The organism is Mesotoga prima MesG1.Ag.4.2 (genome assembly GCF_000147715.2).
Taxonomy (GTDB): domain Bacteria; phylum Thermotogota; class Thermotogae; order Petrotogales; family Kosmotogaceae; genus Mesotoga; species Mesotoga prima.
The window spans coordinates 2,376,595-2,393,664 of the sequence record NC_017934.1; the positions used below are offsets into that span (position 1 = coordinate 2,376,595).

Sequence of the window (17,070 nt, forward strand, 5' to 3'; positions counted from 1 at the left end):
TGATTTGGCAAGGCAAACGCTTAAAATGTTCTATCCGATATCGATAAAGAATATTCGAAAGTTGAAGGCCGGAGACTTGATCGAATATACTGGTCAAGTTCTTCTTGCAGATGAAACTACTGTCGACAAATATAGAACGTACGAGAGACTGGAAGGTACACCGTTTTACAATCTTTCGAGAGAGCTCATTCTTTTCTGTACTCCATCAGAAGGGAGACTCAGCTCAGATTCAGTGAAGATTGATCTCGATGATCTTGAGTATCTCTTTATGTCGGGCATAACGGCGACCGTTGGGCTCAATGTCGAGGAGGAGGAAATAACGGCTTTGTACAAACGTTTCTCAAGAGTCAACCTCTCTCTATGCAATCGGACATCTCTATATCCGGTCGATTTGAATGAACCCGTTCCCGACGAAGTAGAATGCGGTATGAGTATATCGCTGAAAGATGTGCTTCTCTATGTCGATATTTCGAGTCGGGGGACGAAGTTTGGCAGTGAGGAAGATGGCTGACTTTAAGACACACATATACTGGGGTATCGCTTCCTACCCGATATTCACCTTGCTTTCACTGAGTGCTATCGAGCTCTTGCCAGTCCAACAGCTTCAGGATAGTAGCTTGATAGGTTCTGGGTACCTTCTCTATGTCCTTGGAAGCGATCTGCCCGACATAGATTCGAAAAGCGCGTTGATAAAGAGAATTATCGAAATACTAATCGCAAGCTTTGTTGCTTCTGCTCTTTACATTTCCATAATTTCGCCCAGGGTTCAGCCATTCCTGCTTTCCAGGCTTCCTTCACTGCCCGTGGCAGTTACGCTTTCCTTTTCACTTGCCATTATTTCCGGACTGGTTGTATCCAAACTGACAAACCTTCTCAGTCACAGAGGCTTCTTTCATACAGTATGGGGAAGTCTTCTATATGGGCTGGTAATCGAAAGTGTTGTGATTTTCAAACTGGAATCGTTTGGCGGTTCAATGAATCATACGGAGACAATCTTTCTGGGTATAGCCGGTTCAAGCGGCTACTGTCTACATCTGCTTCTTGATAAAATCCACGGGGTCAAAAGAACACGAAGATCCGACCCCGGGCAAGAGAGTAATACCATTCTGTAACTTCCGCCTGTTCCCGAGAAATTTCCGATGCTGCCAAAGATTGTCTTTACTTAATTATCGAACAGGGGCAGTTTAAAGCCCTCTTTATCGAGTCGTTCTATCAGTTCTTTCTGGAGTAGGACTGCCTTCTTCAGTTCTATTTCTGCCCGTAATAAGCATCTTTGCCGTGCTTCCGGAAATAGTGTTTGTTCATTATATACTCAGGAAGCACTTGCGTTTCCCCTTTGATCAAAAGCGTCAGGCATGCCATCTTTGCAATTTCCTCTAGAATTATGCTGTTCTTAACGGCATCCTTCACATCTTTTCCCCAGGTAAAAGGTGCGTGACCGGCTACCAGCACTCCGGGAGTTCTTTGGTAATCTCTAGTGGAAAAGGTCTCTCCTATTATCTTACCCGTATTTAGTTCGTAATCGTTTTCGACTTCTTCAGCTTTCAGAAATCTCGTGCAGGGCACTTCTTTGTAGAAGTGGTCTGCATGGGTCGTACCAAAGCATGGAATACTCCTACAAGCCTGCGCCCAAGCTGTTGCCCAGGTTGAATGAGTGTGAACTATTCCGCCTATTTCACGGAAGGATCTGTAGAGAAAGATGTGAGTCGGTGTATCTGAAGAAGGTTTAAGGCGACCTTCCACTACTCTTTCTTCGAGATCGACAACCACCATGTCGTCCGGCGAAAGTACGGAATAGTCTACCCCACTGGGTTTAATAACAACTAGACCTTCTTCTCTAGATATTGCGCTGGCATTTCCCCAGGTAAGCTTTACCAGTCCAGACTCACAGATAGCGATATTAGCCTTGTAGACTTCCTCCTTAAGCTTATTCAGCATATTCTCTTCCTTTCACATTCAGCGTGAGCAATTTCCATGACAGAGCTAAGGTCAAAGCTTCTTCAGTTTGTAGTATATTTCATTGTATCTAAGTTCCTTTTTGAACTCCCTAATGTCTGTATTTTCATCTATCACGACGATTTCAATCCCGAACATCTCACAAAGATCTTCAAGCTGTTCTGTGGTGACCGTGTAACTCATGCTTGAATGATGTGCCCCACCGGCCAGAATCCAGGCTGTTGCGGCAGTTGATAAATCAGGTTTCGGAATCCATAGGGCCCTTGCTACAGGCAGTTTGGGCATCGCTACCTCCTGCTTAACAACATCCAGCTCATTTACGATCATTCTGAATCTATCTCCGAATTCGACGATACAGGCCTGAACAGCGGGTCCCGCTTTCGCATTGAACACTAGCCTTGTCGGAGGTTCCTTACCTCCTATCGATAGAGGATGGACTTCTAAAGAAGGAGTACCGTCGGCTATCGATTCACATACCTCGAGCATGTGTGCCCCTAACTCCTTCACGTTTCCCGGTTCAAAGTGATATACGTAGTCTTCGATAAATGATGTTCCTTTATCGATGCCTTCGGCCATTACCTTCATGATTCTTACAAGGGCAGCCGATTTCCAGTCTCCCTCTCCTCCGAAGCCGTAACCGTCCCTCATAAGTCTTTGGACTGCTATCCCCGGAAGCTGTTTCATTCCGTGAAGATCTTCAAATGTAGTTGTGAACGCCTTGAAGCCACCATCTTCCAGAAACCTTCTCAAAGAGATTTCTATCCTTGCGGCTTCGCGAACTGAAGCCTGAAATTCTTCTTCAGAGACCGTCGATTTCACAACGGGATACTCTTTCAAGTATTCCTTAACTAGTTCCTCTGCTTCGCTTTTTTTCACTTTCTTGAAGTATCCTTCTATGTAATCTCCGACCGCAAAGCCATGGATTTCGTAACCGAAGTCGATCTGGGCGTCTACCTTGTTTCCTTCGGTAACGGCAACGTCCCGCATATTGTCTCCCAATCTTGCGACCTTGAGTCTATGTGCTTCATTCCAGCCTAGAGCCGCCCTAAGCCAGTCTTCAAGCTTTGCAATGACAGCCTTGTCCGTCCAGTGTCCGGCAATTACCTTGCGCTTCAGTTCTAGCCTTGTGGAGATGAATCCGAACTCCCTTCCCCCGTGAGCAGATTGGTTCGTATTCATGTAATCCATATCGATGGTATCCCACGGTATCTTCTGTTCGAACTGGGTATGGAGATGAAGAAAGGGTTTGTCAACGGATTTCAGACCGGCGATCCACATCTTCGCCGGTGAAAACGTATGCATCCATGCGATCAAACCGATGCATTTGTTGTTGGAGTTCGCTTCATCAATTGTTGCTTTTATCTGAATTGCATCTTTTAGCACGGGTTTCCACATGATTTTTGCTGGGGCAGTTATCTTCTCATTGAGAGCGTTCACTAGCTTTTTAGAGTTCTCTTCGACCTTTCTTAAAACTTCTTTACCATATAGCTCTTGGCTTCCCGTCAAAAACCAAACTTCAAGGCTATCTGTGCTGATGATAATCAGTCCTCCTTTTCGCAAAGAGATTGGTCACCCATGTTTATCCAAAAAGCATTGAAGCTTTAAGGCTACAAATAACGGTAGATTTTTGGAGCGCTTGAGACCAAAATATATTGATGGCTTTCGAGATTTCATTGCTTTGTCGTAACCTATGGATTTAGTTTCGTCAAGCATGAATGATTCTGCACCTCTTAACTCAGCCGACGCTTTGTTTCCGAAATCAATCAAGCCGTCTCATAACTCCCTCACCTGGCTTTGGAACCAGGTCCTCGAATCTGTCTAGGAGATTCATGATTTCCATTTCTTCTAGTGTTCTAGGAGCTGACACGAACAAATCTCATGCACATCTGCTCCCACTTACCTTAGAAAATCAGGAGAGGTTTCGAACATTTTGATTTGTCAATCGCATGAGGCGAAAAACTATATGAAGCTCATGCTTGGCCCGTGAAATTCCACGAATCTAACATGAAGCTAGTCTCCTTACCTTGAGTCAATAGGCTTCATCGAACTCGGCCGTCTTAAACTTTTCAATGTCTTAGTGCGCTAAATGAGAACTTAACAGTTCCGAACAAACGGATCCAGAGTATCTTTTAAGCTCTTCGACCAGCTAGACGGAGACCATTCAGCGATAAATCGATAACGACCTCTCTAAAAAGCCTTCTGTGCATCGGCCGATGACTTTCAGCTACTTACTTCGAGCTTCAAGTTTCCTCAAAAGATCGTTTCCCGTCTCAACTCTTATTGCTGGTATACATTCTCACCGCTTAGACCATCTTCCACATAGTCTCCTTGGTTTTCTCGTACAGCTCCCGGAAAAGAGAATACTGTTTCTCGTAGATCTCCCTATGGTTTGGGTCGGGGCTAATCGGATCTCTGAATTTGACCCAGTCTTTGATTCTTTCGGGTTTATCTATGAGCCCAACTCCAAGGCCTGCGAGGAATGCGTCACCGAAAGGCGCCTCAACGAGACTGGATACCTGTCTCATCTTATATCCCGTAATATCGGCAAAGATCTTGTTCCAAACCGTAGATTTGGCCACTCCGCCGACTATCCAGCATTCATCGTCAAGTTTCAATCCAGCCTTGATTCCATTTTCCATGTTGTGCCTCAGTGCGTATGCAGCACCTTCCATGAGAGCCTTGTACATATGCGCTCTTGTGTGAACAAGAGTCACTCCAAAGAAAACCCCCTTGGCAAAAGGATCCCAAATCGGAGAACGCTCACCCATGAAATACGGGAGGACTATTAGTCCATCGCTTCCGGCTGGAATCTTTTCAACTTCCCTATCCAGCAACTGGTAAGGAGACGTTCCAGTTCTTTTTCCGACAGACTCTTCGCTGTCTGCGAATTCATCCTTGAACCATTTTGCAAGAGCTCCCGTGGTTGCCGAGCCTCCAAAAGAGTAGATTCTTTCGGTATCGTGAACCACATATGGAAAACTGACCAGACCAAACGGCATTTCCTTTCCATCGTGGACCGTCCCCCAGCACGTAGAAGTCCCTACCATCGCAACATGTTCACCCTCTTCGAGTGCTCCTGCGGAAAGCTGGGCAACCGGCGCATCTATGCCCCCTGAAACGACTGGAGTTCCTTCGAGCAGACCACACAACTTCGAGCTTTCGGCAGTTACTCTGCCAACGATATCGCTAGACTTCACGATTCTTTCTGGAAGAAGTTCCATTGGTATTCCCAGAGCTTCGCACATCTCCCTGGACCACGTCAATTTCCTTATATCGAAGACGCCTCCAATATTTCCTGCAGAGGAATAATCGATCGCGTCTTCACCCGTAAGCAGATAAACCACATAGTCTTTCGGCGTCACAAATTCATAAGTCTTTTTCCAGACTTCCGGTCTGTTGTCTCTGAGCCACATGATTTTTGTGAAGCCGTAATAAGAATCTACATAGTTTCCCGTTATTGAGAAGATTTTCTCCTCAGGAATGTTTTCCTTCACCCAGCTTGTCTGAGCGGTCGCCCGTCGATCCATCCAGATCAGGCATGGATGTAGTGGCTTCATCTCTCTATCAACGGGAATGCCGGATCCACCGTAAAGGCCACTGATAGCTAATCCGGCGATTTCCTTCTTTGTAACATCCGCTTTTTCAGCAACTTCCCTTATTGTGTCGAAAGCGGCCTTTGCCCAGACATCTGGCCATTGCTCGGCCCAATTTGAACCTGGCTTTATTACGTCGTACTCCCTTTGAGCTTCTAAGAGGACCTCTCCTCTTTCATTCACCAGTACGCTCTTCGTCCCCTGAGTTCCAATGTCACATCCGATTAAGTACATACATATCACCTTCTAGATTTCGTCATTTTCATGCCTTAACCAAGATTGTATCTCATCCAATCCAGGTTCGCCGGAACCGAACACTTCGCCTTCCTTCCAGGGTCTTACAGACCACTTTCCAGCGAGAACTCGATTACATTTGCCGACATCGGATCGAGTTTAAGGAACATCTCCGTAGAACAGTTATCTAACACCTTTTTTTGAACTCTTATTCGATCTGGATTGTCAAAATCGTTCATCTCATCGGGAGCGGAACCGGTCAGCACATTTAGAACCGCCCTCTTCTTGACCTCGATTCCCGATAGATCCAGACGTACTTCCTCTTCCCTTTGGTAGTAGTTAATTAGCGCGACGCTTAGAACTTGTTTCTCTTCGTCATAGGTTGCCGACCCGTCAACATAAGGTACGCCGTTCAGCTTGAAGCTGTTTCGTCCCTCAACGAAGGTTCTCGTATTGATGTCGTAGGTATCGCAGTCTACCGCCATGTTTAGTCTAGTTCTACCGGTGTGATTAACGAAGAGGTCGAAAGCATGGTAAATGGGAGTGAGAACCATTTCATCTCCCTTCGTTTTTATCATGCCCAGAGCGTTTACCATCTGAGCAAGATTGGCCATTTGCACGGTATCGGCCATTCTATGCATGACCACAAAGATTCCCGCCGCAAAGAGGCCGTCCTTCAGGGCATAGGGTTCTTCAAGTAGAACGATGCCCTTGTCCATGCCTTCCTTTTCCGCGCTTATCTTGTACCATACGTTCCACTCGTCAAAAGAAATCTTCACATGATCGAGGCGCAGGTGCTTTATCAGCGCTTCGAGTAGTCTCAGTCTCTGTTCGCAATAGTAGACGGAGGCTACTGTTCCAAGATAATCATCGGACCCGTGATATTCGTGGATCGAGATGTAATCTATCAAATGCCCCGCGTGTTTCAAAACCGTCAGATCCCAGTTGGGGTCGTCTGCACCGACTGCTATCACCTTTATTGATCGATCTACGCCCTTCATGAACTGGGTGTACTGACGAAGTTTCTCGGCGTATTCAGCCGCACTGCAATGACCCACCTGCCACGGTCCGTATACTTCGTTCCCGATTCCCCAATACTTTACACCGTAAGGTTCTGGGTGACCGTTTTCTTTCCTCATTCTGGAGTACTTCGTAGGGGTGTCCAGATTACAGTATTCTAGCCAGGAGATCGCCTCGTCGAGAGTAGCGGTTCCCAAACTGACTGCTAGGTAAGGCTCGGTGTCAATCTCTCTGCAGTACTGTATGAACTCATCTGTACCGAATCTGTTTGATTCCACACCTCCCCAAATGTAGTTCGGGAGCTGGGGACGCTTCTCGAGAGGGCCGATCCCGTCTTCCCAGTGATAGGCAGACACGAAGTTACCGCCGGGCCATCTAAGAATTGGGCACTTGATTCTCTTTATAGCTTCCACAATGTCTTTTCTGAAACCCCGCGAATCGGACTTAGGAGATTTTTCGTTATAGATTCCATCGTAGATACATCTTCCAAGATGCTCGGTAAAGTGACCATAGATCATTTCGTTTATCTTCCCAAGCTTTCTCGGCCACACTTTCACTGATGTCTGCATCTTAATCCCTCCCTCGTATTTATATGGTGCTAGAGACCAGTCGTCTCCAGTCTTAATACCGTTACCGAATTCCCGGAAAAGGTTAGTGTAAATTCGTTGGATAGGTTGGACATTCCCACCGTTTTCGGTCGTACTTTATCTGGATTCTGGAATGTGTTTTCGTCAAAGATGTTGTCGGAGGTAATGGAGATCATCTCTGCCTTCCCGGTTACCTGAACCTCTTCGCCGATCTCAATTCTGAGTTTCTTTTCTTCGGGCCAGGGATTCACGATTTTTATAATCAGTTCTTTGCTTTCAAAATCGTAACTGCAGACATGATACAGCGACTTGAACCAGTAACCGATTATCTCTATGTCTTCATCGGTCAGTGACGAGGAGATAATCACATTGCCAGTGTTATCGTTGAACAGCTTCTGAACGTGATAACTGGGTGTTCCGTATACTCGAGTATTGTCGAACCAGATGAGGTCTGGAGTCCACTGTGACCAGCCCTCTCTGTTGAACAGAGGTGCGTAAGCGGCCATTATTACGATGTCGGAATTCCGCTCGAGGCCGGTCATTAGTGCTGCTTCTGCTATCGCTGCTTGAAGAGTGTTTCTGGTGCCGGCCGCGTGGGCTGCGTACTCTCCAAGCATCACCTTCGGACCAGATCTGTCATATTTGTCATATCTGTCTGTATTTCTTAGCATCCATTCCGGAACTGCATACATATGCTCATCAAGGATCTCGATACCATTGCTTCTTGCCCATCTCCATGCACGATTGAACGAAGCTCCTTCATATGAAGGAGGACCGCTGAAAATAATAGTAATTTCAGGATATTTCTCCTTGACAGCTTGTCTGAACAACGGGAAGCGATCGTGATACTCCGTTCCCCAGTTCTCGTTTCCAATGCCTATGTATTTGATATTGAAGGGTTCTGGATGGCCGAGCTCGGAACGCTTCGAGCCCCACAAAGAATCGGATGGCCCGTTAGCGAACTCTATGAAGTCGAGAACATTTCGAACCCACTCATCCATTTCGTCCATTGGACAGTATTCGGCACCCCTAACTTGGCATGACATACCGGCGTTGAAGATCGGAATAGGTTCGGCTCCAAGGTGCTCTGAAAGAAGCAGATACTCGTAGAATCCGATTCCATACGACTGATGATAGCCCCAAAGATTATAGTTGGTCTTTCTTTCTTCAATTGGACCTATTGTATCCTTCCATCTGTAGGCATTTTCGAGACTATCGCCTTCGACAAGACAACCGCCAGGAAATCTGACGAAAGCGGGCTTCAGCTCTTCCAGCATCTCAAGCAGATCGATCCTCATGCCGTTCCAGTTCTCTTCGGGGAAGAGGGATACCATATCAAAAGAGATCTTACCGGAGCCCTTCATCGTTATGATGAGTCTTCCATCATCCAGGCCTTCGTTAGGTTGCAATTCCACCGAGTATTTCTCCCATTCAGAGCTAAATGCCGTTCCCAGGTTTTTTTCGGCCTCAGGTTCACCTTTAGCATTGGCCAGCATAACCTTGATTTCACCGTTATACTCTTCGTCGCTTCGAACAAATACCGAGAACAAGTAGCGTTCGCCCTTTTTAAGAGGTATACCGTCGTAGCCATCATTTGAAAGGGATATCAGCTTGTCGTCAGATTGAATTTCGAAGCTCAGATACTTGGTGTTATTCTTGTTGAGAGGCCGATCAGTCTCAATCGAAAAGGTAGCCTTGCAATCGGATTCAAAGACCGCAAACCAGCCTTCGACAGGATCCTGATGCTCGAAAGATCGATTTCTTATCATTTCTGCATACAGGCCACCGTCTACAGCATGATTTATGTCCTCGAAGAATATCCCGTACAGAAGAGAGCTAACTTCTGGGCCCAAACTGCTTGGGTCTACCGTCAAGACATGGTCGGGATTCGCTAGAGCGGATGTGGAAAGTGAAACAGCAAGAAAGACCAGAGTGAGGATTATCGTCGTTGATCTCATCCGATTACCCCCTCGATCATTGTCCAAGAACGAGCGTGAATTGATTGTTCTCGTTCTTCTTTACGTTTATCGATACCGTCTCGGAGAAGTTCTCAAATGCTACCGTGATGTCGTATTCTCCTGAGAACCCGCTGAAACACAATTCTCCAGACGAGTCTAATTCTGCTTCAAATGAGGTCTTCCAATCTCCATGGATGAGTTTCATCAGCTCGTAGAACATTGGTTTTTCTGACAGGTCGTCACGAAGAAATCCGCTTCCGGACTGCCAAGCACGGTAGAAATTCCAGTAGGCAATTACCTCTACTGCGGGATGACTGAAAAACACCGTGTAAAAGATCTTTGCGATCTCCGCCTGTATCTCTTCGGCCTCAGTTATGGAGACATCGAAGGCATCGATAACCGCGGGAAGAGGGATTTGAAATTCAGAAATGTGAATTGGCTTGCCGAGCTGAGCCAGTTCATCTATAGCAAGATAGATACTTTCCAGTGATTGCAGCTGGCTTAATAGATCTTGAGCGGTGAAGATATGTGCTTCGGCTCCTATTACGTCTATAGGGACACCGTCACCTATCAGTTGTTGAGCTCTGGAAATGAAAGCTTTTCTTGTCCGCTCGTTGACAAGTACCCCGTACTCGTTAAGAACCGTTATGGCATCTGGGTCAGTCTCTTTAACAATCCTAAACGATTCTGCAATGTAATCGGGACCAAGAGCATCGAACCAGCTTTGAACAATAGGTTCGTTCACAACATCCCAGTACTGCACCAAATCTTTGAACTCTTCTACTTCTCTCTCAACTCTGAAGAAAAGGGCCTCTCTCACCTCTGCCCACTGGCCAACCTTCCCCTTAACTTCTATCCACGCAGGAACACCTACACTTGGGGGGTTGCCCCAAACCAGAGTATGGCCCTTAACAGGCACTCCATTTTCATTAAGCCATTCGGCTATCTTCTTTGAAGCTTCGTCTAGCCGGATTCTGCCTTGTGTAGGTTCGTAGTCCTTCCAGTAGAAAGATGGAAGAGTGGCAAAATTGAAGAGATCGAGGTATAACCTTTTATATACCTCTAAATCCTCTTCAGGCAAGGGCTTGATTCCAAACCTTCTGCCACGGTTGTAGCTTGTCCAAGCGTAGGCATAAATCAGATACTCAGGGGCATTTCCAAAGAAGAATTCGTGATTAATCTGCCTTACCGATACGTGTGCATCGCTAACAGGATGCCCATTCTCATCCACGATCTCTATCTTAATGGGCACCTTTCTATTGGCTTCTATTCTCTCTTCGAAAGCACTAATGTCGATGTCGATAGGCAAAACACTACCTCCAAAACATAGACTAAGAAACAGCAGGCCAAGAATCAAGACAAAGTATCTCTTAAGGGGTGTTCCAAAACTCTCTCCTTCGGTTTTCCGAAAATACTTCTTAATTCCTGACATAATATCTACTCCTTTCCAAGCGATCCCAGGGAGATTCCTTTCATCAAATACCTGTGGAAGACAATGAAAATTATCAAAGAGGGTGCTACGGAGAAGAATGCACCGGCCATCATCGGACCGATTCCTCTGTAGGGGTCTCCCCACCCCGCGCTAAATCTTATGAGAGCTATTGGGAGCGTGAACTTGTCGGCTTTGCTGAGGATTAGCAGAGGCCAGAGGAAGCTGTTCCAGGAGCCAAGGAATGTCATCAAGCCAAGTACAAGCATAGCAGGTTTAACAAATGGGATTACGATACTGATAAGAAATCTCAATTTTGTGCAACCATCAATCCAAGCAGCATCTTCAAGCTCCTTTGGGATATCGAGCATGTACTGCCTGAGCAAGAATACTCCGAAAGTGCCCCCAAGTCCCGGAAGAATCAGAGAAAGGTAAGAATTCGACAGTCCCATTCCGTTTATTATAAAAAAGTGTGGTATGAGGAACAGCACTGAAGGGAAGGCGAGAACCGCAACGTATATCCAGAATATCAGCATTCTCCCTCTGAATCTCAGTCGGGAAAGCGCGTAAGCTGCAGGAATTGAAAGTGCAAGTGTTGCCAGAGTAGAGCTAACTGCAACAATGATGCTATTAATCGTGGCCTTTACCAACGAGAGACCACCTGAAGGTGCGAAGATGATCTTGTAGTTTTCTAGAGTTGGATTCTGAGGTATCCATTGAGGAGGAGTCTCAATGACGGCTGCCGCCGTTGATTTCATCGAAGTCGACAGCATCCAGAAGATCGGTGCAAACCAGAAAGCTGCAAAGGCCCAAAGAAGAACAGTCACTATCACTGCAGTTATTCGTTTGCTGAGTTTCTTCTTGTTTTTGGGGACTGTTGAAGTCATAGTTTCACCCCTCCGTCGATCGTATAGATTTGGTGACCAGAACTAGCTGAATCACTGCGAAAATCAGTACGATCGCAAATATATACCAGGAGATCGCCGCGGCCCTTCCGAAATCCTGTCGCTCAAATCCTACGAGATAGAGATAGTAAACGAGAGTACGAGTGGTCCCTGCGGGTCCTCCCCCAGACAATATATAGGCTTGATCGAAGAGCCCGAATGCCAGAATCGCCTGACGAACGACATCGAAAAACAGCACGCTCTTGATCCATGGGAGAGTTATGTAGATGAATCTCTTCCATGGTCCGGCTCCATCCAGTTTTGCTGATTCGTACTGTTCGGGCGGGATTCTTTGTAGAGCTCCAAGATATAGCAGTATGCTGAACCCAACGATCCACCAGACCGTAACAAGGATAATCACTCCCCAGGCTACCGAAGTGCTTCCAAACCAGGAAACCGCTTTGTTGATGAGCCCGACTTTATCCAGGTAATAGTTGGCAAGGCCTGAAGGAAAAGAAGCGAATATCCATTTCCAGGAACTAAGAATTCCTACAGATCCGAAGAAAGCTGGCGAAACGAAGGCAACGAGTAACCAAAGCTGACCGAAGCGCTTCTTCTTGAGTATGTGGGCGAAAAGGATTGCCACAATTATTACCAAAGGGACGCTAATCAGTGCAAAGATCACGGTGTGCTGAACCGTTGGCCAGAACCTTGAATCGTTCCATGTCCGCACATAGTTATTGAAACCAATGAATACGTTTTCTTTCAGGAGACTCCAGTTGAAGAAACTGATTATGAGTCCGAATACTAGAGGGACAGCAACGAAAAGAATGAAAAAGAACAGGTGAGGGAGGAGGAACAACCACGATCCCACCTCCCTGCGGAAACTTCTTGGTGACTTAGAATGTGATTGTCTCAATTACTCCTCCTCCCTTCACCTTATTAACCGTTACTTACGCAGATCAGTTTCTCGACCAATAGTCGTCGAGAATTTCCTGAACGGCAAATGCCGCTTCCTTCATTCCAGCTTCTGGGGACATCGAATGAAGTACGAGGATTTCCTCTAGATAAACGGCGATTTCGGCCTCAATCTCTGAAATCAGCGGGAACATCTGGAACTGCCTTACATATTCAGAGTCCTGAGAGACCGCGTAGATATGAGGAAGCCTTTCCTTCAGTTCCTCACTCTCGGCAATGGACTTTCTTGCGGGAGTCTGCCCTGCTTCATACCAGTCTATCGAGTGGTCCCAAAGATACTTGATGAATGTTGTCGCAGCTTCAAGTACCTTTGGATCTTCGACCATGACAGCTGGCATTGCAAGCACGTGGGATCCTCCAAATACGGCCTTAGTGTTACCCAGCTGAGGAGCTACCGCATAACCAAAATCCTCACCCAGCTGTTCCATCCATGGCTTGATAGTCCAGATACCGGTAATCAAGACTGAGCTTTCGCCCGACTGGAAGGAAACGCCTGGATCGGCTACCTGCATCGGCAGAATGCCCTTATCCTGCATCTCAAGCATTAACTTACAAACTTCGATTCCGGCTTTTTCAAACGCAGGTGCCTTGAAGTCGTCGGTAAGCACTTCGCCGCCGTGCTGCCAGAGAAGGTGGAACCAGATCCATGTCCAGGCAGGGTTCTCATAATATGGTGTCAAGCCTTCAGGCGTTATAGGCAACAAAGCCTCCATGGCAGATATGAATTCTTCTCTCGTTTTCGGCGGGTTGTTAGGATCTAGGCCGACCTTTGCGAAGTTTCCCTTGTTGTAGGCCATGTAGAACAGCCATATGTCCATAGGAATTCCTACCACTTTACCATCCACAACTAGTCCTTCGAGAACACCTGGGAAGATATCATCTGTGTCGATTCCATAGTTCTCAAGCCATTCTTGCTTTGTGAATCCCTTAAAATGTTCGAGGTAAAGAGGCATGTCGAATTTCCTGATGAACATGATCTCGGGCGCTGTCTTGGATGCAATACCCATTGAAAGTTTGTTCTTCATATCCAGAGAAGACTCTACGACCACATGAACAACTTCGATGTCAGAATGTTCCTCGTTGAATCTTGCCACGATTTCATCCATGTAAGCTCCGTCAGCTCCGGTCAGCGGTGACATCATCGTAATTGTTATACCGAAAGAGAAACCTACGGCAAGAACCAGCGCAAGTACCAAAACCATCAACTTTCTCACTAAGTTTCACCTCCTAGAAATACCAAATGGCAGATTGTCAATGAACAAGAAAGCGATCCAGTTTTTGATCTATTGCCCGTTATACCACCCCCCAAAAAATGATATTTCTTGATCAGTCAGACCGAAAAAATGAGTTAAGCTCTTCACAGATAAATTGGTTGTATGAATACGTTTGAAAGCACTGGCTTCTACTCTGGCTTGTCGGGAAATACATATATGTACGTACCTTATTGAAAAAAACCAAACACGCTTGCCCACAGTTCCGCACAAAAGACAGATCCAGAATTCTGCCACGATTAGAAATCAGTTGTTATTAAGAGGAGAATCAATTCACGGTCACATTGTAGCAAAATCGAAGAAGCTGCACCAAATTCGATTAGAGCCGTTCTCTGATGATTTGAGCCGAATTTAAGACCCTATCTTCAAATTCCTATTAATCGAATATTGAAAGGACGGATTCTCATTGATTTCTTCGTGATTATTGTAGAATAATGTCCGTACATATATGGAGCGTTTACTCGGGACTAATTCATGAAGAAGTCCGATATTTCGATCTAGAACAGGGGATTGCATATGGCAACGATTACGGCGGAAACTGTCTTGGAAGCGCAAACCATCTTGTTTTTCTTTCTGATCCCTTTGGTGAAACGAACATGTAGGAAATGCCCTTTTTCATTTCTCGACTTTCTCTCCTCTTTACCGAAGTTCCTGGAGCTTGAGAGAAAGAGAAACAAGAGGTCCGTATTTTGAGACGCAAAAAACCCAAATCCATTTTGACGTTGGGAATGACTTTCTCGGAAGATTCCATAACCGTCGTTTCTATAATGGATTCCTGTCGGCGTCTCTCTAGCAGAGAAGTCAAGTTTCATTTCTCAATAGATCGAAGAACCTTGAACAGATATGAGAGAAGGTTTTTTGTTTTGGCCTGCCGACTTCTGCTCCTCGGTGCCCGGCAAAGGTATTTTTTGCAGGACGCCAGTTAGCTTCTTGTGCCATTGCTAGTCCAGTATTTTCTGAAAATCTAGTTCTTCGTAGCGTTTCTTATGGCTTCGAGACACCAACCCTTACCAGTCCACTAATAAGAACCCGAGGCGAAGAGTACAACCGCGATTTTTGACAACGTTGTTTAAGAAGGAATCGCTCTGGACGTCAGAGCCACAACTTGATTTGCGAATAACGAAGAGAAACTAAAATAGTCATAGAGTGAAAGCCAAAGATGGAAATTCCATGATCGCTTAGCCTTTAAAGAGGGTTACAGATGATCTGTCTTAAGATCAGAAGTTTAAGTTTCATAAAGAAAGCGGTTCAGAGCTATTCCTTCACACCAGCAACTGAACTTCTTTCAATCAGTTCCGGTTTATGGACAACTCTATAGGCTTTGGAGCCATTGAGCATATCAAGAAGGATTTCAACAGATCTTCTTCCTACATCTTCCTTTGGATGGGCAAAAGTGGTCAGGACGTCCCTGAAATCACCGATAGGTCCATCATCGAATCCTATAACCGAGATATCTTCGGGTATATTTAGAGCAAGTCTCTTTGCTACCAGCTGTAGCTGCAGGGCCGTCGCATCGTTGTAACAGAAGATTGCAGTAGGGCGAATCTGCTGCGGTAGCGACATCAGTTCGTGAGCAATTTGCATAGGCGCACCTGTAAACTCCGAAACGTTGAAGGACTTTTCGTATATCTTCGAAAACCCCAGTTGCCTGCATCGATCTACAAAGCTCTTGGCCCTTATGACGCCGGGAAGATGTGTTGATTTGTATATTACTGCAACTCTTTTATGACCGTATTCAAAGAAGATCTCGGCCGCTTTTTCTCCTCCAAAGGCATCGTCCAGAACATTGCAGCTCACTTGATCTATGTTCCAGTCGCTGTGTACAAGAACAATTTTGACTCCCGATTTTGCCATAGATTTCACTAGATCTTTATTTGACCTCTTTGTAGCACTGTACACCGGATCGATTATCAAACCCTTTACCCCGGAAGCAATCCATTCTGAGAGTATCTGTCGTTCTTTGACCGGATCCTCCGCTGAATTGCCTAGAAGCATCTTGTATTCATTTCTAAAGAGGTGGTCCTCAGCCCCGAGCACTATATACGGAAAGATGTAGCTGGTTATTTGCTGGACCAGAATACCCACGAGGTGGTTGTCACTTCCATAGCTTACAAAGGTTCCAAGACCCGGTCTTCTGACTATTGCCGCCTCGAAAGAAAGCCTATCCAGAGCCTTTCGGACAGTTTCTCTGCTTGCACTAAACTTCTTCATTAGCTCTTTCTCCGTTGGGAGTTTATCTCCAACAGAGTACTTCCCGGACTTGAGTTCTTCAAGCAGAAAACGCTCAATTACAGAATACTTCGGAGTGATAACAGTCGCCTCCAGTTAGAATGTACGTACATATAGGATTCTACACCTGAATTATTTTTGAGTCAAGTTTTTGCACTCAGCTAGAAAAAGAAAGATTGTCATCGATCGGAATTTTACTCAGCAGTCGCGCGGGAAAGCATAGCGGCAAGAGTCAGTCATTCAACAGTCAGGGTATCTTCTCCAGGAATGGGATCGTGCTCTCTAATCACGACGGGAAAGCACTGCTGAGGCACTGTTTGTTGTAGTTTTCCATCTTTTGCTGTTCACAAGGTTTTTTGGACGCACCTCCTAAACAAACTGTGTCAAAGGTTCTATCGCTCGGTTCATATCTATTCTTCAAGCTTTCCCTGCAGTGGAAATTTCGATTTTTCAAGTTGAATGATTCGAATGGAGTTATCTCGGTAAGTTTCGTGCATCTAGTGATCTACGTCGGCCCCATTGTTTCATGGGGCTGCGATTGCGTTTATTGCATTATTCATGGTTTTTTTGAAGGGCTAAGACGACAAAAACGAGTCTATTTCCCTGAGAGTTATTTGCTAGTAATTTTCTAAGAATCCAGTGGTGACTGCAAGTTACGGGTAATGGTAAGAGCTAAGTCCAGAAAGAATATTTCTCACCTTCCCATCTCGACTTCCCAGAAGTTGCACTTTCACAGTTTCCTTTGCAAGGAATGGTTAACCAACAGAGATTAGAAAACGTGAATGGCCCGCCTAATAAACGATACTCATCGAATTAGAGAAATCCATCGTCTTGTGATGTTCTGAAGTGTTCTGAAGTACGATCCCTTTCTCTTGTGCAATTTCTTCAAGGGTTTTGTCTGTCTCTAAGAACTCCCTAACTAATCTGAGTT

Annotated in this window: 12 protein-coding genes; 2 read left to right on the forward strand and 10 right to left on the reverse strand. The window is 45.7% G+C overall.

Annotated elements, in window-relative coordinates; genetic code table 11:
- Positions 1-4 precede the first annotated feature (4 nt).
- Both THEBA_RS11085 and THEBA_RS11090 read left to right on the forward strand, forming a co-directional pair.
- Positions 5-511 (forward strand): hypothetical protein, encoded by a 507-nt coding sequence (locus THEBA_RS11085; protein WP_014731615.1) that lies wholly within the window; start codon positions 5-7, stop codon positions 509-511.
- A complete protein-coding gene (locus THEBA_RS11090) occupies positions 495-1,112 on the forward strand; it encodes a metal-dependent hydrolase (RefSeq protein ID WP_236609259.1) in 618 nt (205 codons plus the stop codon). Before THEBA_RS11085 ends, THEBA_RS11090 begins: the two co-directional genes overlap by 17 nt.
- 136 nt (positions 1,113-1,248) lie before the next feature.
- On the opposite strand, the gene THEBA_RS11095 is transcribed toward THEBA_RS11090, so the two are convergent.
- The 10 genes from THEBA_RS11095 to THEBA_RS11150 all read right to left on the reverse strand — a co-directional run bounded on the left by THEBA_RS11095 (position 1,249) and on the right by THEBA_RS11150 (position 16,220).
- Positions 1,249-1,938 carry an L-ribulose-5-phosphate 4-epimerase gene (locus THEBA_RS11095; protein ID WP_014731617.1) on the reverse strand — a complete coding sequence of 230 codons (690 nt, stop codon included), beginning with the start codon at positions 1,936-1,938 and terminating at the stop codon, positions 1,249-1,251.
- A 51-nt stretch (positions 1,939-1,989) separates the two neighbouring features.
- On the reverse strand, positions 1,990-3,495 hold the full coding sequence (gene araA, locus THEBA_RS11100) for an L-arabinose isomerase (RefSeq protein ID WP_041928474.1): 1,506 nt from the start codon (positions 3,493-3,495) through the stop codon (positions 1,990-1,992).
- Between the two features lie 764 nt (positions 3,496-4,259).
- Complete coding sequence (locus tag THEBA_RS11110; protein ID WP_014731619.1) at positions 4,260-5,783, reverse strand: FGGY-family carbohydrate kinase; 1,524 nt, start codon at positions 5,781-5,783, stop codon at positions 4,260-4,262.
- 104 nt (positions 5,784-5,887) lie between these two features.
- Positions 5,888-7,372, reverse strand: a complete 1,485-nt coding sequence (locus THEBA_RS11115) for an alpha-N-arabinofuranosidase (RefSeq protein WP_014731620.1) — start codon at positions 7,370-7,372, stop codon at positions 5,888-5,890.
- 29 nt (positions 7,373-7,401) lie between these two features.
- Positions 7,402-9,348, reverse strand: a complete 1,947-nt coding sequence (locus THEBA_RS11120) for an alpha-L-arabinofuranosidase C-terminal domain-containing protein (protein ID WP_014731621.1) — start codon at positions 9,346-9,348, stop codon at positions 7,402-7,404.
- Between the two features lie 16 nt (positions 9,349-9,364).
- Entirely contained in the window at positions 9,365-10,780 is a 1,416-nt protein-coding gene (locus THEBA_RS11125; protein ID WP_014731622.1) for an endo-1,4-beta-xylanase, read from the reverse strand.
- A 5-nt stretch (positions 10,781-10,785) separates the two neighbouring features.
- On the reverse strand, positions 10,786-11,664 hold the full coding sequence (locus THEBA_RS11130) for a carbohydrate ABC transporter permease (RefSeq protein ID WP_014731623.1): 879 nt from the start codon (positions 11,662-11,664) through the stop codon (positions 10,786-10,788).
- Between the two features lie 4 nt (positions 11,665-11,668).
- Complete coding sequence (locus THEBA_RS11135; RefSeq protein WP_014731624.1) at positions 11,669-12,580, reverse strand: carbohydrate ABC transporter permease; 912 nt, start codon at positions 12,578-12,580, stop codon at positions 11,669-11,671.
- Positions 12,581-12,623: 43 nt separating this feature from the next.
- Positions 12,624-13,853 carry an extracellular solute-binding protein gene (locus THEBA_RS11140; protein WP_014731625.1) on the reverse strand — a complete coding sequence of 410 codons (1,230 nt, stop codon included), beginning with the start codon at positions 13,851-13,853 and terminating at the stop codon, positions 12,624-12,626.
- A gap of 1,311 nt (positions 13,854-15,164) precedes the next feature.
- A complete protein-coding gene (locus tag THEBA_RS11150; RefSeq protein WP_081484635.1) occupies positions 15,165-16,220 on the reverse strand; it encodes a GntR family transcriptional regulator in 1,056 nt (351 codons plus the stop codon).
- Between the last annotated feature and the right edge of the window lie 850 nt (positions 16,221-17,070).